The organism is Serratia sp. NPDC078593, from assembly GCF_050268245.1.
Lineage (GTDB): Bacteria > Pseudomonadota > Gammaproteobacteria > Enterobacterales > Enterobacteriaceae > JBNNGK01.
The window spans coordinates 215,574-235,148 of the sequence record NZ_JBNNGK010000005.1; the positions used below are offsets into that span (position 1 = coordinate 215,574).

Consider the following 19,575-nt stretch of genomic DNA (forward strand, 5'->3'; position numbering starts at 1 on the left):
GGAGAGCAGTAGTAATGTCAAAGGGACAGACCGTATTAATCACCGGTGCAGGGCGTGGAATTGGCATGGCAATTGCCGAAACGCTAGCCAATGAAGGTTATGACCTGATCCTTAATTACCGTAAAGATCAGGGGAAGAGCGCAGCCAACCTGCAACGCTTTGTGGCAGAGGAGACGCGCGTCAATGTGCAACTGGCCAAGGCCGATATCAGCGAGCCGCGCGATATTCAAGCCATGGTGAAAAAACTGAAAGCTGATGGTGTCGAGCGCATTGACCATTTGGTGTTGAACGCAGCAGCTGCACCGTTCAAAACCTTTATGGAAATGACCCGTAGCGACTGGAAATTGTTGCTCAATACCAACCTGATTGGCAACACTGCCTGTGTGCAGGAAATTGCGCCGATGATGAGCGCCGGTGGCAGTATTTGTGCCATCTCCAGCATGGGGAGCCAGCGGGTATTACCCAAGTATCCGCTCGGTATTGCCAAATCCGCATTAGAGAATTTGGTGCGCTATCTGGAAGTGGAACTGTATGAGCGCAACATTCGGGTAAACGGTCTTTGTGCCGGGATGGTCAATACCGACATGGCGCAATTCTTGAAAGACTTGTGGCCAGAATTGCACGATCGTTACGAAGATGCCCCACGTCGTTGGTTGCTGGAGCCGCAGGAAGTGGCAAATATTGCTGCTTTCCTGATCTCCGATCGCGCCTCTGCGCTACGTGGAACAACGCTGATTGCCGATCTTGGCATGTCGCTGGAAGCCTAAACGCATAAACCAGGGAAGAACTTGCGATGAAAAGATCATTGATTGCCCTCTGTGTGTTGGGTGGCCTGTCGTTGGCAGTACAGGCCACAGAACCACTACCGCGTTCTCTCGAGCGCAGCGAGCTGGATAAAATCACCCAAGAAGATCAGCATGCTCGCGAAATTATTCGTCGTGCCGATCGGGTACGCGCGCCGGATCAACCGTTCCGCTATACCTTGACGTTGGTGGAGCACCGTGGCGGGCGTGACGTGACTGAAAATCAGCAGGTGCTTGATATTTCGATGCGTTTTTATAAACCATCGGAACAGCGAGAAAAAGGTGACGCCCGCGCCCTGGTGCGCTTTGTTTCTCCGGCGCGCGACAAAGGCAAAGCCTTGCTCTCCGATCTGGACAAAATGTGGTATTACGCCCCGGATTTGCGGCGACCAATTCCCATCTCACGCCAACAGCGGCTTATGGGGCAGGTCTCTAACGGTGACGTTGTCGCCGCAGATTTCGATTATTCGTATATTTCAACGCTGGTGGGGGAAGAAGCCTGCGAGCAGAAAACCTGTTACAAACTGACGTTGAAACGCCGCTGGCCGTATGTCACCTATCCGGCGATCGATTATTGGGTAGAAAAGGATACCGGTAATCCTGTGCGTGTTGATTTCCTTTCGACAGAAGGGGTGTTAATCAAACGCTCGTATTACCGCGATTATCAGATGGTCTTGGGGCAGATGCGCCCGGCAACCATCGTGGTGGAAGATGCTTTGCGCAAAGATAATTACACGACGATGCATTACAGCAATTTAGTGCTGGAGTCGTTGCCGGAAAGCAATTTCCAGAAAGAGTACCTCATGAGGCTCAATGGATGAGTGCAACGAAACGTTTACCGGCTACCGGTATGCTGCTATTAGCCAGCGCCTATGGTGCTAACGCTTGGGCAGCCGAATGTCTGATGCAACGTGGCTATGCCGGGATAGAAGGCATAGCCTCACACACGACCCATTCGCTATGGACGTTCGACGATCCGGCATTTCGCAACAATCGCGTGGCGAATTTATATACGTCGGTGGTGGGGCGTTGCACCCTCACCGATAGCCTGAGCATCAAAGCGCAAGCCAGTGGCGAATATGCTTTTCAGGCGCATCAGCCCGGCACCTTGGAAGATAAACAAAACCAAGGTTTAGCCATCCTGAATGAAATGGTAGTCAGTTGGGCGGCGCGGGATAACTTATATGTGGATTTGGGCAAATTGCGCAAAACCAGTGGGTATTTATTTTCCGTCGCTCCGCTAGATTTGTTGCGCAATACCAGCGGCAATATGCGTAGCGTTCGCGTTTATGGTTTGGGCGACAGTTGGCGCAACTTGTATGACGAAGGGGCGTTCGGCATCAGCAGTACGCTGTATCGGGATGAAGGCACCTATACGCTGGCGGCCTTGCCGCGTTTGAAACGTAATGATAAGCGCCGTGAGGCGGCATCCGAATGGGATGCTTTACTGCGCACCAACAGCAGCGATCGTTACTATGCCAGCTATACCTCAACCGGGCTTAATAAGTTTAACCCGACCATTTCATTGCTGGCCGGCAGCCAGAAAACGCTGGCGCTGGGCACCAGTGGCAACCTGACCGATCGGTTGATCTTGAGTGTGGAAGGCTCGGTGTCGCAGGGGGAAACCTGGCGTCATTTAGACAGCGATGCCGCGCGGGCAATGCGCAACTTTGATTACCGTTCAGAACCGTATCGTACCCATTCGCAAGGTGTGGAGGGGGATATTGGCGTTGGGCTGCGTTATACCACCGACGACCAAACTGAATTTGGTGCGGAATATTACGGCCAAAGCCAAGGCTATAGCCGTAGTGAATGGCGTAATAATTTTGACACCATTAAGTTCGTCAACGGCGGTTACACCTCGCTTTTGCCACCGATGTTTATCACCCCTGCGCTACGTGATGGCTATCAGCAATATTCACGCATGATGGCGGCAGAAATGGATAACGTCGGCCGTGCAGGTCATCTGTCCGGCAAACACTATCTGACGCTTTACACCCGTACTAATAAGGAGCAGGTCGGCCGCATTGACTGGTCTGTTTCGGGCATGGCCAATCTGGTCGATCACAGCACGGTGCTCAATCTGCATCTCAGTACGCCGTTAAAACACAATATCGAAGTGTATACCGGCGTTGCCGCCAGCTTCGGCAGCAAAGAGAGTGAGTTTGGCACCTTCGGCGAAAAAGGAAACCTATATGCAGGTATGCGAATCAGTTGGTAACCGTATGATCAGTCAAACGTTAGCAGATGGCTGGATGATGATTTTCCCCGGACAGGGCGCGCCTGCGATCGGCATGGGTAGCGATGTGTGCGATGTTTCACCGGGTACCACGGCAGTTTGGGAGTGTGCCAGCGATATTTCCGGTATTGATGTTCGAAAGCTGTGCCAAAAGGGGCCGATGACCCGCCTGACAAAAACGCGCTATCAACAACTGGCGATCACCACGGTCAATACGGCGATGCTAACGCTGTTGCGGGAGCGCTGTGCGCCAGCCGAAACCGGTTATGCTGGGCACAGTGCTGGGGAATACAGCGCGCTATATGCCGCCGGCGTAATGGATTTAGAAACCCTGTTTTGTGCCATTACCCAGCGTGCTGGCATCATGCAGCGGTTAGCGGAACAGCGTAAAGGCGCAATGTACGTCGTCAAACCCTGTAGCCATGAGATGCTGCGTACGCTGATCGCTGAAATGCAGCTGTCCGATAAGCTCAATATCAGTTGTGATAATGGGCAGCAGCAGCAGGTCATCGGTGGTGATGTGCACGCACTCAAAGAGGTGATCAATCATTTAGCAAGACAGGGCATAACCACTATTAAACTGGCGGTAAACGGTGCCTGGCATACGCCGTTGATGGAGGAAGGCGTGGCTGAAATGCGTGAAGCGTTAGCGGATCTCCCGTTTTCTTCACCAACCTGCCCGGTGATCATGAACAGCAGCGGTAAAGCGGAATACGGTGTTGCCCAGATCAAGGAAAATCTGGCCTTGCACTTAACCCATACCGTACGTTGGCGCGAAAGCATGGATCTGTGGGCGCTCATGGGGTATCGCCATTTTCTTGAGGTCAGTAATAAGAAAGTGCTTAGCCATTTGTTGCATGAACATTACGGCTCTGAAGGTGGCAGAGAGATCCAGCATTATTATCATTTGCTGCGCGACACGCATCAGCAGGTAGGGTAACGCCACATGATTCCGAATTTTAGTACCTTCAGCAGCAAGTACATTCGCGTGGCGGTATTGCCGGTGGTGATCGTTTCTGCGCTGTTAACGTCATCGTTGATTCGTAACGTTATCAATATCACGTTGCCGGAAATCATCGCCGGTCTTGGGGCTATCTGTTTGTCGATTGTCTGGAGCATGATGCGTGATGGCCGGGGCTATTGGGTCTACAGCGTTTTTACTATGCGGATGTATGAAAGCCCGGAAGATATTGCGCGCTATATGCGTTCACTGACGCTGGAAGGGCGCTCGAAGCTGTTTTATCGGCCGTTTTGGGCATCCTTACTGACGCTATGCGCGGTAGTACTGCTCAGCACGGCGATTTGGTGGTGCGGCCCAACCTATCGTTACGCACTGATCGGTTTGTTGGGGGGGGCAGTATTGCCTGCTGTGATGCTGTGGCAATTAGATAAATCAATTCCATTTTGCATTCTCAATGCGTTGCTAATTCATGATAAACCCAATGAGTATCAAGCGAAACCGCGCCGGTTACCCAGTTGTTTGGCTGAAGATTTATTGCTCAGTTTATTGATTAACTTCGCATTGGTGTTACCCATTGCACGCAAACCGGCGTTTAGCCTAGCGGGCGGTTATGCTAACCCGGCCTTTATTGTCGCCTTTATCATTCTGCTGACGATTGTGATGCTGTTTATGTTTTGCTTTGCGATCCGTCCGCGGCGTTACGTGATATTTGGTGAATTATTGATTGGAAACATTAAGGACGATTTCGCCCCGGTCACCCCTTGGGCGGTAACCGGCAAATTATCACGCTCTTGGCGTTTGGTGATTTGGCTGTTGTTGATCGCGATATGGAGCATTGTGATCTGTCTGATATTTAATGGCATAGGGATGACGCCAAGCTTTACGCCGTTGTATCTTTGCAGCCTACTGCCGATCATCGCTATCTACTGCGCCGAACGTTATCAAGTGTTGTATACCAACTTCCTTGAGGCACAAGAGATGAAAATGCGCTATGAGGTCGTCAGCGCCGAGTACATGGCCAATCGTAATAAATCCATCGCCTAAATTAGTCGGTTATTTACAGTAATGCAGATTATCGACGCTATCCATGAACCGATTGGGGCAAATGTTCCCAATCGGTCATTGAGAAGTGTGATTACGAAGACAACATTTTATGCGGTTGTAGGAAATTAACCATTTGTGCGGAAAACATCGCTAGGGAAGCGATATAACGTCTAGGCAGAAAATACAGAGGAAAAGCGATCGGAGTGAACTGAGTGAGCTTCATAAAATCTTGATTTAAATTTAAAATATCATCACTAATTGCTTTCCCTACGCGCAGGGATTGCGCTAAACCATGGCCATTCCAACCATAAGCATTGTACACCGGTACGGAAGCTGCCGATTTACGAAATACCGGCAAACCTGTGCGCGTAATATCGAAAGGTTCCGCCCAAAAAAATTCGGGGGTTAAGTCTTGTCGATGTGGAAACACCTGACGCATTCTCTGCTGTAGGCGCGCTACGATTGACACATCAGGCAATAAAGAACTGGTGCCAAGCGCGCCAAACAGTAACCGCTCTCGCTCATAGGGCCGATAATAATCGATTTGCAATTGCGTGTCATAAACCGGCATGTCGGTCGGTAATAATGAGTGAATCCCCCCTTTAACCGGCGGCGTAGCGGCTACATACGAATAGAGCGGTAATGTCATGGCTCCCTCATCCGGTTGTAAACTATGCGTATCGGTATGCAATGCCATGACGACGGCTCGGCGCGCCACAATATGACTGGCAGCAGTGATAGCGGCTGTGCCTGACGCAGTCGATTTTAAAGATAAAACCTCGCTATTTTCATAAACTTGCCCACCCAAGCGCAAATAAGCACGTAACAGACCGCGAACCAGTTTCAATGGATTAATTTGCCCCCCTAGATTGTCCATTAGCCCACCGTGATAAAGCGATGAATTCAGATGGTTTTGCAAGTCATGTCGATTCAATTTATGAGCGCCGCGATCCCCGAGTGTATTGCGGGCAGTCAGTTCGTCTGCCAGCGCCGCAAGATGTGCAGGATGTATGGCCGTAGTCAGATGCCCATGGCGACGATTGGCGTTAATACGATATGTGTCTAGTAATTTATCCAGCAGTTGCATTGCTTCCGTTGATGAAAATCGCCATAACCATCGTGCTGTCTCAATCGGTAACGTTTGCAGCATTTGGCGAGCTTTCCAACGTGCCATCCCAGGTGTTAACTGGCCGCCATTGCGGCCAGATGCTCGCCCGCCTATGCGTTTTTTTTCCACTATCATTGTTTCGACACCGCACGCAGCAAGATGTACGGCAGTAGATAGCCCGAGTAAACCGCCGCCGATCACCACAACATCAACATTTTTCGGACTGTTCAATGCTGGCATTATCGGAACCGCTGTCAATTCTTGGGGATAAATACATGTCGCCGTTGTTAGGCGTGGATAACGTGGGGTCATCGTTAAATCCTAGAGGAAAATAAATAAGATTTTTTACTGTGAGGTTATTTTCAGCATAGGAGGATTAACGATAAAAGAGATCCGATGAGTTAGGCAAGTATTACCTGTTTATTGTAGTGCGCTGTTTATAAAGTATATTTTACTTATTTGGGATTTAATTGAGCATGGATGCATAGGTAAGTAATTTTGATTAATGTAATCCTTAGCTTTGATGGTTCTATAAAAAATACCGGTCAGTTTTTACTGACCGGTGGGGAACCTCTAGAGTCAACGAGACGTTAACGGCCAGCAACGGTAACGAAGCGCGTTTCGAGGTAGGCTTCGATCGCTTCACTGCCGCCTTCGGTGCCGTGGCCTGAATCTTTTACACCGCCAAACGGTGTTTCAGGCAGACCAAAGCCAATGTGGTTGATGGTCAACATACCACTTTCCACGTCACGACCGAGCGCATTGACCGTGGCGATGTTACGGCTATACGCATAGGCTGCCAGGCCATAAGGCAGGCGATTGGCTTCGGCGATGGCTTCGTCGTAATCCTTGAACGAGCGCAGTAACGCCACTGGCCCAAACGGCTCTTCCGACATGGTGCGCGCGCTTAATGGCACATCACGTAGCACGGTGGGTTCAAAGAAATTACCGCTACCCGGCAGACGTTTGCCGCCAGTGGTGGCCTTCGCCCCTTGTGCAATCGCGTCCTGCACAAAGGCTTCGATTGCATCAACGCTGCGGCCAAGCACCATCGGCCCCATTGTGACATCGTCCTCCAAACCATTACCGACATTAATTTCACGGACTGCCGCGGTGAATTTTTCGATAAACGCTTCATATACTCCCTGTTGAATCAGGAAGCGGGTAGGGGCAATACACACTTGCCCCGCGTTGCGGAATTTGGCCGCTGCCAATTGTTTAGCCGCGCTATCCAGATCGGCATCGTCGAAAATCAGCACGGGAGCGTGGCCGCCCAGCTCCATCGTCGCTTTTTTCATATGTTGGCCGGCTAAAGCCGCCAAATGTTTGCCCACACGGGTCGAACCGGTGAAGGAAATTTTACGGATCGTGGGGTGAGGGATCAGATATTCAGAGATTTCTGCGGGGGTGCCATACACCAGTGCGATGACGCCTTTCGGAATACCTGCATCGGCAAAGGCCTGAATCAATGCGGCTGGCGAAGCGGGAGTTTCTTCTGGACCTTTAATAATAATGGAACAGCCTGCTGCCAAGGCCGCTGACAATTTACGTACAATCTGATTGATGGGGAAATTCCACGGCGTGAAAGCGGCAACGGGGCCAACCGGCAGTTTCAGCGTTTGCTGTTGCACATCTTGTTGACGCGATGGGATGATCTGCCCATAAGTACGGCTGGCTTCGCCGGCAAACCATTCGATCACGTCGGCGGCACCGAGAATTTCCATCTTCGCTTGCGCCACCGGCTTGCCTTGCTCTTGAGTCATCAGCGTTGCAATGTGCGGCGCACGTTCACGTAGCAAGGTTGCGGCCTGACGCATGAGGTTAGCACGCTCATACGCAGGGGTTGTCCGCCAAACGTTAAAGCCCCGCTCGGTTGCCGCCAGCGCTAAATCAAGATCGGCTTGCCCCGCATGGGCAACGTGGCCAAGGGTTTCATCAGTCGCCGGATTATTGACCGCCAGGGTTTTACCCGCGATGGCATCGCGCCATTCACCGTCAATATACAATTGTGTATTTGAATACATTGTTGCCTCTTACTTTCGGGTTAACGGACTCCATTCTGCGATGGATTATTGCTTTAATAACGCCAGCAATGCGCGCGCGGTTTCCGCTGACGACGCTGGGTTTTGGCCGGTCACTAACAGACCATCAGTCACCACATAAGGGGCCCAGTCGGCACCTTTGCTGTATTTAGCACCATTTTGCTTCAGAACATCTTCGACGAGGAACGGCACCACATCGGTCAGGCCGACGGCATCCTCCTCACTGTTACTGAAACCGGTCACTGCTTTGCCGCTCACCAACGCTTGCCCATCGGGCGTTTTAGCATGGCGCAGCACGCCGGGCGCATGGCAGACAGCCGCTACCGGTTTGCCACTGGCGAGGGTATTTTGAATCAATTCGATCGAATGTTTATCTTCTGCCAAATCCCACAGCGGGCCATGCCCACCTGGATAAAACACCGCGTCAACGTCGCGCGGGACAATTTGCGACAGTTTGCGGGTGGCAGATAGGGCGGCAACAGCCGTCGCATCATTAACGAAGCGACGGGTATCCTCCGTTTGGGCATCGTCTTGATTGCTTATTGGATCCAGTGGCGGTTGGCCACCGGCGGGGGACGCCAGCACCAGTTGCGCGCCCGCATCCTTAAAGATGTAATAGGGGGCAGCAAATTCCTCCAGCCAGAAGCCGGTCTTCTTGCCGGTATTGCCGAGTTGGTCGTGTGATGTGAGCACCATTAGAATTTTCATCATGGGGTTCCTTCAAAGTAAATTAGACCAGTCGATTAGAGTGGCATGTTCGCCACACTAATTCTAGCCTAGCGTTTTTATGTGATGTATGAACCGCACATAAGGTGAATACTTGCTGGTATCGTGAACAACGGTAGGCATTTTCGCTGTGATAAGCAGACGCAATCCGTGATGGCGGCTAGTATGACTGATTGTGACGCATTCCGAGGACATTGCGCGGTGGAGAGTAATTTATCGCGCAGCGACCGTTGCGTGATGCTCGTTTCGACCTAACCGCCTCATGTTTATGGCATAAATTAGTTGTTACAGTGTAACACTTGGTCGTCAGTACGTTGGGTAACCGCGCAATTTTTCTATTTTCACGTGCCCTCAGCGTTTAGAGTGACACCTTTCAAACCTGCACCAGGATGTGGAGTCTTTATGTTTTTTGGCGTGATATTTGCACTATTTGCCGGCCTGATGTGGGGGCTAATTTTTGTTGGGCCGATCATAGTGCCGGATTATCCTGCCGCCTTGCAATCCACCGGGCGCTATTTAGCCTTTGGCCTGATTGCATTACCGCTGGCATGGCTTGACCGACGCCGTTTGAAGCAGTTACAGCGTAAAGACTGGCTGGAGGCGTTAAAACTGACAACGATCGGCAATCTCCTCTATTACCTGTGCTTAGCCAGCGCAATTCAACGAACCGGGGCACCGGTGTCTACCATGATTATTGGTACCTTACCGGTGGTGATTTCCGTCACCGCGAACCTATTGTATGGCCAACAGGAGGGGCGTCTCGCTTGGCGAAAACTGACTCCCGCGCTGGTGTTGATTGCGTTCGGTCTGTTGTTAGTTAACATCGCTGAACTGAAAGGCAATGATGCGCCTGTCGATGCATGGCGGTACGGCAGTGGCCTGGCGCTTGCGCTGCTGGCCGTGGCTTGTTGGACGTGGTTCCCACTGCGAAACGCGCGTTGGCTGCGTGAAAATCCAGATAAGCGGCCTACTACCTGGGCGACGGCACAAGGTGTGGTGATATTGCCTATTGCTCTGTTGGGCTATCTGCTCGTCTGCGGTCAACTGGCGTTAACCCAGCCGGAATTCGCCTTACCGTTCGGCCCCAGGCCGTGGGTTTTTGTCACCTTGATGATTGTGATTGGCGTGTGTTGCTCATGGATTGGTGCTCTGTGCTGGAATGAAGCCAGCCAGCGCCTGCCTACCGTTTTGGTCGGGCCGTTGATTGTTTTCGAAATTCTGGCAGGGCTGGCGTATACCTTCATTCTTCGCCAGACGTGGCCGCCGCTGCTGACCCTAGGCGGTATCGGCTGCCTGATCGGCGGGGTCATTTATGCCATGCGTATTCGGCCAGAGCCGGTGGTGGTATCGTTGAAGACGGAGCCAGGCTCTTAAGGCAATATTTAGGCGGGACGGGTTCTCTTCACGCTGCGGTGTGCCGATGCCACCCGCTATCGCCGATTTAAAGCGGCAAAGGCTCAGCTTAATAAAAAGTTATCTAAATGTTTAATAAACGATGTGCTTATTCTTCAGCAATGCGGGCTGACCTACGGTTATAATCGCGATGCAGAACCATTCTGTAGGATGAATAGGAGGTTGAAACCCTTAATGCGACGAAGCGAGGTATTTATCGAAATCATTAATTGAGGATAGTGAAATGGGAAACATGACTGTATTTATCGGATTTTTGGGCATCATCAGCACCTTAGGGCTGCTGGCGGCGTATATGAGCACCAAATGGGATGATTAAATGAATCTTAATGATCCACCCAGTCCTGTCCTCCCCGATATAATGGGCTTTATTTCGGGGAGGACGCCATAACCGATTAAAATAGGCGGTATTCCGCGCGGCTCTATTATGTCTATTTCCATTTTCGCTCTGCTGTACGCCATTCTTATGCTCTCCGTTGGCATTCATGAAATCTTTTTCAGCACCACAGACAATGTCGATTTTGTTATCAGCGCGCTGCTGACTTTCTCCGGCTCTTTGCTGTTATTTGCCTTTATCTGGCACGTTAACGGTAAGCGATATGATAAACGGCGTCGAAAACACCCTAAATAACGTTGTCTAATCACCTCGGGTTCGACACTCAGGCGCCAATAATGACCACTCTATTTGTATTTTGTTGAACATCCCGTCGTTATCATCTGGAGTGGTTGTTCATCAACGGAAGGGGAACCTATGTTTAATCGATGGTTAGTGTGTAGCATATTATTGGCCGGGCTGAATGCCAGCGCGGCAGAACGCCATGCAAATATCCCTAAATATGCTGATGTGGTAGCCCAGCCGCAACCGCCCGCAAAAACGCTCAGTTGGGGTGAAGAACAGCAGCGGCAAGAACACAAAGAGAGCCACCACTGCCTGACACCCAGCGAACCCGGCTGTCAAAACATGTGGCAGCAAGAATGGAAGCAGCAAAACGATAAACAAGTGCAGCGCCGTGAACAAAGAAACCTGACCCGACATTCTCATCGGGCGGGGCACTAACGTCGGCCATAGACGTTGACAATGTACGTCATGACCGATAAATCATGTTTTCGGCTACTGAACGGGTCTTGGCATGCTCGCAGCGTGATACGACTATCCTGCTTCTATCCGTTAAAAAGACTAGAACAATCCAAGCGGTTTATTGTCGTAACTCACCAGCAAATTCTTCACCTGCTGATATTGCGATAGGGCGACTTTATGGGTTTCACGGCCGACCCCCGAACTTTTGTAACCACCAAAAGCCGCATGTGCCGGATACAGGTGATAACAGTTAGTCCAAACGCGGCCGGCTTTAATCGCTCGCCCCATGCGGTACGCCAGATTAGTATCACGTGTCCAAAGACCTGCCCCTAGGCCAAACTCGGTATCGTTAGCCAATGCCAGCGCTTCGGCTTCGTCTTCAAATGTAGTGATGCCAATAACCGGGCCGAAGATCTCCTCACGGAAGAAACGCATACTGTTATCGCCCGTAATCAACGTAGGTAAAAGATAAAAGCCCTGCTGCAAGTCTTCAGTCTGACGAGCACGTTGGCCGCCAGCGATAATCTTGCCGCCTTCATTTTTGGCAATCTCGATATAGGATAAAATTTTGTCGAATTGCGCTTGTGACGCTTGCGCACCAATCATCGTATCGGTATCAAACGGATCACCGTGACGAATGGACTCGATGCGTGACAAGACTCGCTCTATAAACGCCGGATAAATCGAACGTTGAACCAGTGCACGCGAAGGACAGGTACACACCTCACCTTGGTTGAAGAAGCCAAGCAGTAGACCCTCAATCGCTTTATCGATGAACTCAGGTTCACTTTGCATAATATCGGCGAAGAAAATGTTCGGCGACTTGCCGCCCAATTCAACCGTACTCGGAATGATATTTTCTGCCGCACAAGAGAGAATATGGCGGCCAACCGGCGTTGATCCGGTAAAGGCGATCTTGGCGATACGTTTACTCCGTGCTAAGGCTTCACCAGCTTCAGCCCCAAAACCATGTACCACATTCAGGACGCCGGGTGGCAGTAAATCGCCAATTTGTTCCAGCAACACACAGATGCTTAATGGCGTTTGTTCTGCAGGTTTTAATACAATACAGTTACCGGCCGCCAACGCTGGCGCCAACTTCCAGGCGGCCATCAACAGGGGGAAATTCCAAGGGATTATTTGTCCTACAACACCGAGCGGTTCGTAAATATGGTAAGCCACGGTGTTAGGATCGATTTCCGCCATGCTGCCTTCCTGTGCTCGCAAGCAACCGGCGAAGTATCGGAAATGATCGATGGCCAATGGAATATCGGCATTCAACGTTTCGCGAATCGGTTTGCCGTTATCCCAGGTTTCAGTCAGCGCCAACAGTTCTAGTTGTGACGCCATGCGATCGGCAATAGCCAATAACACATTAGCGCGCTCTTGTGCGCTGGTATTGCCCCAATCCGCAGCAGCGGCGTGCGCGGCATCCAATGCCAACTCAATATCTTGCGCATCTGAACGGGGAAATTCGCCAATAGCATGACCGGTCACCGGTGTGGTGTTGGTGAAATAACGGCCATTGACCGGTTCAACAAACTTGCCGCCGATATAATTACCATATCGCTGTTTAAAAGAAACGCGCGAACCGGGTAAACCAGGGTGGATGTATTTCATATTATGTACCTCTCTGGATAAACGTAGGGCACCTGAGTGTTCAACACTCGGTTACAGAGGGTATAAGCATTGCTCATGCCACATTGTGGGAATAAAAGAATTTAAAAATAATAAATTAAAAATCAAAATGTTAGATAATAGTCAGCGTAAACAGATCTCATCGCAGAGCTGCTTTAGTCTTTTTTGTGTCCCGCATCGCAACACATGCGACACTTACGTGATACAAAATCGCAACACTCTGTCTGAAGGAAAACAGTATGTTACCGAAGCTATCGCCAGACTTTACCGGCATGGTTAACGATGCTGAGAATCATGCGCTCACCAGACAGTTATCTGATTCATGGCAACGTAGCCAGCACTATGGACTCCATCGTAGCGACCATTGCAGTGCGTTCGCCTCCGCTGCGCTGTTGAAAGAGCAGCGCGATCATAACCATTGGGTAGTGCAGCGGCTTCAGCCATTGCTCGAGCGTTATTGCGCCGCGTGGCACCGGCAGCCTACGATAATGGTGATTTCCGATGCGAGTGGGTTAATTTTAGAAACGTACGGTAACAACCGCTTTTTGCATCAGGCTTCGCACTTGTCATTATCGCCTGGCAATGAGTGGAGTGAGCAACAGCGCGGCACCAACGCCATTGGCACCGCGTTAGCGTTGGGAGAATGGTGTGAAGTTAACGGCAGCGAACACTACTTACAACGTAACGCGGCATTATGGTGTTCTGCCGCCCCGATCTATCTGCCTGATGGTCATATTGCCGGCGTGCTGGATATTTCCACGCCGGTGCAAACGCCGTATTTTAACGCCAGAAGTACACTGTTACAGGTCATACGCCATGTAGAGCACCATTGGGTGACGAGTACGGTTTCATCTGGCAATTGGGTACTGCGCTTACATCAAGATTACCGGATTTTGGGTACGGTGCATGAGTTAGTCTTGGTGTTTAGCGATGAACGGCTGATCAGTGCTAACCGTTTGGCAATGCAGGAGTTCCAACTCACGCCAGCATCATTAGGAGCGACGAGCCTCACGCATTTATTCCCCGCGTTACCGCGTCACCCCTTACAGATACCGCATCTGGCTGTTGCCACCAATAATCGCCAGTATTACGCTCAGTGGGATAAGCCCGTCCGCCATTCACCACGGCTTACCGCGCAAGAACTCGAGCAACAAAAAGCATTACGTATTTTGAATGCCGGGCTTTCTTTGAGCATTACCGGTGAAACAGGCTGTGGCAAAGAGCATTTTAGTCGTTGTTTGTACCAGCAAAGCAAATGGCACAAAGGCCAGTTTGTGGCGATTAACTGTGCGGCGTTACCGGAGTCGTTGATTGAATCTGAACTGTTTGGTTATGCACCGGGCGCGTTTACCGGCGCACATCCCAAGGGATACGCAGGGAAAATCCGTGAGGCAGACGGTGGCGTGTTATTTCTGGACGAAATTGGCGATATGCCACTCAGCATACAGGCACGATTACTGCGAGTGCTACAGGAAAAAACCGTCACGCCGTTGGGCAGCCGAGAGGCGTATAAAGTGGATTTTGCGCTGATTTGTGCCACGCATCGGTCACTGTCGCAGTTGGTGGCGGAGGGGGTATTCCGTGAGGATTTATTGTATCGCATTCAAGAATTCAGTATCTGCATCACGCCGCTCCGGCATCGGCCACAGCGTGACCGCTTTATCCAGCACTTATGGTCTGAACTTGGCGCAGATCAGCGTGGCATTTCGTTGACGCCAGAGGTGATGGCAGTATTGGTGTGCCATCCTTGGCCGGGGAACGTGCGGCAATTACTCAGCACCTTGAAAGTCCTGTTAGCTCTGGCGGAGGATCACGCCGTCATCACCGTTAACGATTTACCTGCGCAGCTTCAGCTACCACCACAACCGATTGAAAGTACACTGAACGTGTACCGTTCACCACAGACGCTGTTGGATGCCATCGAACACGCCAACGGCAACGTCAGTCTGGCGGCAAAAAATTTAGGTATCTCGCGCAGTACGCTGTATCGACAGATGGCAAAAAATCGCCAGCCCCGGTGAGTTAAGGCTATTGCGGAAAAAATAGCCGCCATTGCCAGAACAACAAGGTGGATCGGTTGAGCAAACTGATTTCGCTGACTGCGGGCGGCGCAACTAGGAGCCACTCTCGCGATTGCTGTATGGGATCGCGGCTTACGCATTTTAGGCTGAGTTTCAGCGCCGCCTTAGCCTGCTGTAAGTCACTCTCACACAGTTGCGCTAACTCAACCTGCATCTGTTGCAAAAATTCAACGGTAAACTGCTCCAGTTCGTCCACGCTAAAATGGGGGGACTGTAATGCAAACAGCATTCCTTCACGATCGGCACAGCGATGAAATGCGCATTGCACCACATAGCCAATATTACGCTCGACGCGTAAGCGTTGGAAAAAACGCGGCGCATAAAGCTGCGCCAGCAATCTTAACGCCAGACGGGCCGTCGGGGTATTTTCTGGCAGGGGATAAAACAGCAGCAACGCGTTCTCATCGCCGCTCGTCGCCAGCCTGATGCGGCCGGTGATTTTCGGGGCGTAAAGCGCATCAGCCGGGATTATTGGTGAAGGAAATTGGCTCAATAAATGAGCCAATGAATGATGTAATGCCTGATTACCGCCGTACAACATGGCCTGCCACTTAACCGGTTCAGCAGTGGCAGAGGACAACAGCGCATTAGATAACTCAGCCAAAAGCTGACGAATAGCCAGCTCGCCGGGTGGTTTTTGCGCACGTTGCCACCTGCGTTCGGCATCGCGTTCAACCACCGCGGGAATCGCAGACAATGCCTGATTCAGTTGATAGACGCTGCGGCAGAGTTGCGCGTCATCAGCGGAAAGTTGCAGTAGCCAAACGCCTTGCCAGCGTTCCACGCTCAAGTGCCCTTGTTGATGTGCCAGCTCAGCGGCCAACAGGCGTAATGCCGATTGCAGACGGTAGCCCTGCCGATCGGTAAGCGGTGTCTGGGGTGTTGGCCGCAATAATAATACGGCAGGCGCATCATCACGCTGAACCGACGTGAGCGCGACGCGTTGTCGCGGCAGCGCAGGTAACGACCACTCTGGCGTGCCTGTGGGGAAAAAGTCGAAATGTGGTCTGCACACGATGTGAGGTATCGGTGCTGACGGCCTCAACCGTAGCGAAAACCCTTGCACCGAGCGACTGTCCGCATCGCCATCAGGCTGAACCGTCAAGCGGCTGAACGGCGCCTCAAGCAAGCCAGTCAGGCGATGTTGCCAATCATCCGTGTTACCGATCGCAGGTAGACCATACGCATTGGCACGCAGCTGTTCAAGCGGAGCCAGCTTGGCAAACACTGGATTGGCCTGCTGACAATAATGCGCACGCTGGTCATCGGTTAGCGTTTGCAACTGGTGTAGCCAGTTAAACAGCACGGATTCAAGCGTTGCGATCCGCTGTTGATCCAAGAATGTCACGTGAAAGACCAACGTGAGCAGTTCACTGTCTTCCGCACAGCGCTGATTTAGCAACCGCACGTCATCGCAATATTCATGTTCACGCAGCCAAGCCAGTAAACTCCCTGGTGCTTCGTCATACAGCAAATGCTCAAACATACGTAACCAACCGCGTGGTGCACGTAGCGGAGAAGTCAGCGCAAAGGTAAAGCGGAGTTGCGAGATACCTGGCAAAATTAGCGTGTAATGGCCCTGTGAGGTTAATCGGGTAGGCGGGGGCGACGCGTTAGCTTCTGCGGCCGGTATCGCCGCCGTGAGCGTTTCTGCCATCGCACGCAACACCGGTAACGGCTGCGGCCCCTGTAGCCAAATCACCATGTTACTGGCGTGATAGTAACGCTGATGGAACAGCTGTATCGCGTGGCGCAACACGGCAATATCGCCTGCGAAAGTAAGCCGGTTGCCGACGTGAAAGCGGTGCATGGCCTCAACGCCGTGGAACGCGTGACGTTGAGCGGCGGCACATAAGGTGTCGCTATCGGTACACAGTAGGCGGTACTCGGCATCAATCACGCCCACTTCCTGACTGATGTCATCGGCTGCCAGCAGCGGGGCGATCAACATATCGATCAATCGTTCAACGCCAGCGGCAAGGTGTTGCCCGTCAAGCTCAAAAAAATAGGCGGTTTGGGTTGCATCGGTGGTGGCGTTCAGTCGCCCCCCGAGGGAGGGTATCCAACTGATTAAACGCTGTTGATCCGGGAAACGTTCACTCCCGCGAAAAACCATGTGTTCCAGTAAGTGAGCCAGCCCCGGCCATGCCGGCGGCTCGTGATAACTGCCCGCGTTAATCTGTATCAGCGCGGCGGCGCGACTGTCGGCCGGATTGCTGTGCAGATTGATTCGCAACCCATTGGCGAGTTGCAGTGACGCGGTTTGTCGCCCCATCATTTAGCCTTTGAAAATCAGCTGCGAGTTAATACGGTTGCGAAAACGCAATTGGTCGATGCCGATTTGCGTCCGGTTAGCGGCTTCGCGAGCGGCCAAAATGGTGCCGTGATGGGCCGATTTTGCACAGACCGGATCGGCATTATCAGCATTCCCGGTGAGCATAAAGGCTTGGCAGCGGCAACCGCCGAAGTCTTTCTCTTTTTCAGCGCAAGAGCGGCAGGGCTCGGGCATCCAATCGTAGCCGCGATAGCGGTTGAAACCAAAAGAGTGGTACCAGATATGCGACAGATCATGCTCAAGTACCGAGGGGAAATTAATCGGCAATTGCCGCGCGCTGTGACAGGGTAACGCCATGCCCTCCGGGGTGACACTCATGAATATGGCTCCCCAGCCGCCCATGCAACCTTTTGGGCGCTCCTCGTAGTAATCTGGCGTCACGAACAATAAGTTCGCCAAATTGCCACTGTCAGCCATTTTCTCGCGGTAGTGGTGCACCACCGCTTCGGCACGGGCGATCTGCTCACGCGTCGGTAGCAGGCCTTCACGATTGAGATGCGCCCAACCGTAAAACTGGCAGGTTGCCAGCTCAACATCATCGGCCTCTAGCTGGATCGCTAACTCAATAATGCGATCGATTTGCTCGATATTATGACGATGCAGCACAAAATTGAGCACCATCGGGTAGCCGAGCGCCTTGACCGCTTTCGCCATCGCCAGTTTTTGCTGGAAGGCTTTGACCGAGCCGGCCAACGCGGCATTGAGCGTTTCATCACTGGCTTGAAAGCTGATCTGAATGTGGTCTAAACCCGCGTCAGCAAAGGTTTGTAGCTTTTTCTCCGTCAATCCAATGCCGGAGGTAATTAAATTGGTGTAAAAACCAAGGTCGCGGGCGGCAGCAATCAGCTCTGGCAAGTCTTTACGTACCAGCGGTTCCCCGCCAGAAAACCCCAACTGCACGCTGCCCATCGCCCGCGCCTGACGAAATACCGCAATCCACTGCTCCGTGGTCAACTCTTTTTCCTGCGCGGCAAAATCGAGCGGGTTGGAGCAGTAGGGGCATTGCAGCGGGCAACGGTAAGTCAGCTCCGCCAACAGCCAAAGCGGCGGGTTGACCGCCGGAGTCGCAGTGGTATCAGTCACGGAACATCACCCATTTTTGTTCGTAAGCTCGCTGGAAGAACGTCAGTACATCATCGGCTAACCCTGGCGCATCAGAGAAACGCGTGTTCAGTTGATCGATAATGCCTTGCAGCGTGGTGTGACCATCCACCAATTGCAAAATGACTGCGGCACTCTCGTTCAATTTAGCCATGCCCTCCGGGTAGAGGATAACGTGGCTATTTTGCACCGCCTCCCATTGCAGGCGATAGCCACGACGAAAAACTGGCGTTTGCGCTGGATTGATACGCATCACACTAACCTCTGGTTATGCCACACTCTGGCGTCAGTCACGGAGTGATAGGGCGGTCGATTAAAGGTATAAGCCATGCTCATGGCGTCTAACATGCTCCACAGTATATCCAGCTTGAATTGCAGGATTTCCAGCATGCGTTGTTGCTTTTCAACCGTATCGCAATAGTCCAGCGCCAAGGCTAAACCGTGTTCAACATCCCGATTAGCCTGGCTTAAACGACTGCGGAAATAGTCGTAGCCTTCGCCATCAATCCAAGGATAATGCTGCGGCCAGCTATCCAAACGTGCCTGATGAATTTGCGGTGCAAACAGTTCAGTCAGTGAACTGCACGCGGCTTCTTGCCAGCAAGCGCGGCGGGCAAAGCTGACATATGCATCAACCGCAAAACGTACGCCCGGCAACACCCGTTGTTCAGACAACAGTATGTCACGCGAAAGGCCAACCGCCTCGCCGAGGCGCAGCCAGGCTTCGATGCCGCCCTCGCTGCCACCATAACCATCATGATCGAGGATGCGTTGTACCCATTTACGGCGGGTTTCAGGCTGCGGACAATTAGCCATGATCGCGGCGTCTTTAATCGGAATGCTGGTCTGGTAATAAAAACGGTTGGCGACCCAGCCTTGAATTTGTTCCCGTGTCGCTTCGCCGTTATGCATCGCGATATGATAGGGGTGATGGATGTGGTAATACGCCCCTTTGGCACGCAGGGCTGCCTCGAATTCAGCGGGGGAAAGCGGTTGTGGTGTCATGTTT

18 protein-coding genes are annotated in these 19,575 nt (G+C 51.9%); 10 read left to right on the plus strand and 8 right to left on the minus strand.

Going from position 1 to position 19,575, the window contains the following annotated elements:
• Positions 1-14: 14 nt before the first annotated feature.
• From ACQKDS_RS08255 to ACQKDS_RS08275, 5 genes are read left to right on the plus strand one after another with little or no spacing between them, the layout of a single operon-like run.
• Complete coding sequence (locus ACQKDS_RS08255; protein ID WP_399668184.1) at positions 15-767, plus strand: SDR family oxidoreductase; 753 nt, start codon at positions 15-17, stop codon at positions 765-767.
• Between the two features lie 26 nt (positions 768-793).
• Positions 794-1,624 (plus strand): outer membrane lipoprotein-sorting protein, encoded by an 831-nt coding sequence (locus tag ACQKDS_RS08260; RefSeq protein WP_399668181.1) that lies wholly within the window; start codon positions 794-796, stop codon positions 1,622-1,624.
• Positions 1,621-3,024, plus strand: coding sequence for a hypothetical protein (locus ACQKDS_RS08265; protein WP_399668179.1), 1,404 nt, complete (start codon positions 1,621-1,623; stop codon positions 3,022-3,024). Before ACQKDS_RS08260 ends, ACQKDS_RS08265 begins: the two co-directional genes overlap by 4 nt.
• 4 nt (positions 3,025-3,028) lie before the next feature.
• Positions 3,029-3,982 (plus strand): ACP S-malonyltransferase, encoded by a 954-nt coding sequence (locus ACQKDS_RS08270; RefSeq protein ID WP_427673877.1) that lies wholly within the window; start codon positions 3,029-3,031, stop codon positions 3,980-3,982.
• Positions 3,983-3,988: 6 nt separating this feature from the next.
• On the plus strand, positions 3,989-5,047 hold the full coding sequence (locus ACQKDS_RS08275; protein ID WP_399668173.1) for a hypothetical protein: 1,059 nt from the start codon (positions 3,989-3,991) through the stop codon (positions 5,045-5,047).
• A 91-nt stretch (positions 5,048-5,138) separates the two neighbouring features.
• On the opposite strand, the gene ACQKDS_RS08280 is transcribed toward ACQKDS_RS08275, so the two are convergent.
• From ACQKDS_RS08280 to ACQKDS_RS08290, 3 genes are all read right to left on the minus strand, one after another.
• Positions 5,139-6,467: an NAD(P)/FAD-dependent oxidoreductase gene (locus ACQKDS_RS08280; RefSeq protein ID WP_427673878.1), complete on the minus strand. Its 1,329-nt coding sequence runs from the start codon at positions 6,465-6,467 to the stop codon at positions 5,139-5,141.
• Positions 6,468-6,745: 278 nt separating this feature from the next.
• Entirely contained in the window at positions 6,746-8,179 is a 1,434-nt protein-coding gene (locus tag ACQKDS_RS08285; RefSeq protein WP_399668168.1) for an NAD-dependent succinate-semialdehyde dehydrogenase, read from the minus strand.
• Positions 8,180-8,224: 45 nt separating this feature from the next.
• Positions 8,225-8,905, minus strand: coding sequence for a type 1 glutamine amidotransferase domain-containing protein (locus ACQKDS_RS08290; protein ID WP_399668697.1), 681 nt, complete (start codon positions 8,903-8,905; stop codon positions 8,225-8,227).
• A gap of 420 nt (positions 8,906-9,325) precedes the next feature.
• Here ACQKDS_RS08290 and ACQKDS_RS08295 point away from each other — a divergent pair, with 420 nt between their 5' ends.
• The 4 genes from ACQKDS_RS08295 to ACQKDS_RS08310 all read left to right on the plus strand — a co-directional run bounded on the left by ACQKDS_RS08295 (position 9,326) and on the right by ACQKDS_RS08310 (position 11,390).
• Positions 9,326-10,297 (plus strand): DMT family transporter, encoded by a 972-nt coding sequence (locus ACQKDS_RS08295; protein ID WP_399668165.1) that lies wholly within the window; start codon positions 9,326-9,328, stop codon positions 10,295-10,297.
• Between the two features lie 262 nt (positions 10,298-10,559).
• Positions 10,560-10,652, plus strand: coding sequence for a protein MgtS (mgtS, locus tag ACQKDS_RS08300; RefSeq protein ID WP_399668162.1), 93 nt, complete (start codon positions 10,560-10,562; stop codon positions 10,650-10,652).
• 108 nt (positions 10,653-10,760) lie between these two features.
• Positions 10,761-10,964 carry a hypothetical protein gene (locus tag ACQKDS_RS08305; protein WP_399668159.1) on the plus strand — a complete coding sequence of 68 codons (204 nt, stop codon included), beginning with the start codon at positions 10,761-10,763 and terminating at the stop codon, positions 10,962-10,964.
• Positions 10,965-11,084: 120 nt separating this feature from the next.
• Positions 11,085-11,390, plus strand: coding sequence for a hypothetical protein (locus ACQKDS_RS08310; protein ID WP_399668157.1), 306 nt, complete (start codon positions 11,085-11,087; stop codon positions 11,388-11,390).
• 120 nt (positions 11,391-11,510) lie between these two features.
• Here the strand turns inward: ACQKDS_RS08310 and ACQKDS_RS08315 are convergent, their stop codons facing one another.
• Entirely contained in the window at positions 11,511-13,031 is a 1,521-nt protein-coding gene (locus ACQKDS_RS08315; protein WP_399668155.1) for an aldehyde dehydrogenase family protein, read from the minus strand.
• 257 nt (positions 13,032-13,288) lie between these two features.
• Between ACQKDS_RS08315 and ACQKDS_RS08320 the strand changes: the two genes are divergently transcribed.
• Entirely contained in the window at positions 13,289-15,070 is a 1,782-nt protein-coding gene (locus ACQKDS_RS08320; RefSeq protein WP_399668152.1) for a sigma-54-dependent Fis family transcriptional regulator, read from the plus strand.
• Positions 15,071-15,077: 7 nt separating this feature from the next.
• Here the strand turns inward: ACQKDS_RS08320 and pqqF are convergent, their stop codons facing one another.
• From pqqF to pqqC, 4 genes are read right to left on the minus strand one after another with little or no spacing between them, the layout of a single operon-like run.
• Positions 15,078-17,408, minus strand: a complete 2,331-nt coding sequence (gene pqqF, locus ACQKDS_RS08325) for a pyrroloquinoline quinone biosynthesis protein PqqF (protein WP_399668150.1) — start codon at positions 17,406-17,408, stop codon at positions 15,078-15,080.
• Positions 17,409-18,548 (minus strand): pyrroloquinoline quinone biosynthesis protein PqqE, encoded by a 1,140-nt coding sequence (pqqE, locus tag ACQKDS_RS08330; RefSeq protein WP_399668147.1) that lies wholly within the window; start codon positions 18,546-18,548, stop codon positions 17,409-17,411.
• Positions 18,541-18,819: a pyrroloquinoline quinone biosynthesis peptide chaperone PqqD gene (gene pqqD / locus ACQKDS_RS08335; RefSeq protein ID WP_399668145.1), complete on the minus strand. Its 279-nt coding sequence runs from the start codon at positions 18,817-18,819 to the stop codon at positions 18,541-18,543. Before pqqD ends, pqqE begins: the two co-directional genes overlap by 8 nt.
• Positions 18,819-19,571 carry a pyrroloquinoline-quinone synthase PqqC gene (pqqC, locus tag ACQKDS_RS08340; RefSeq protein ID WP_399668142.1) on the minus strand — a complete coding sequence of 251 codons (753 nt, stop codon included), beginning with the start codon at positions 19,569-19,571 and terminating at the stop codon, positions 18,819-18,821. Before pqqC ends, pqqD begins: the two co-directional genes overlap by 1 nt.
• Between the last annotated feature and the right edge of the window lie 4 nt (positions 19,572-19,575).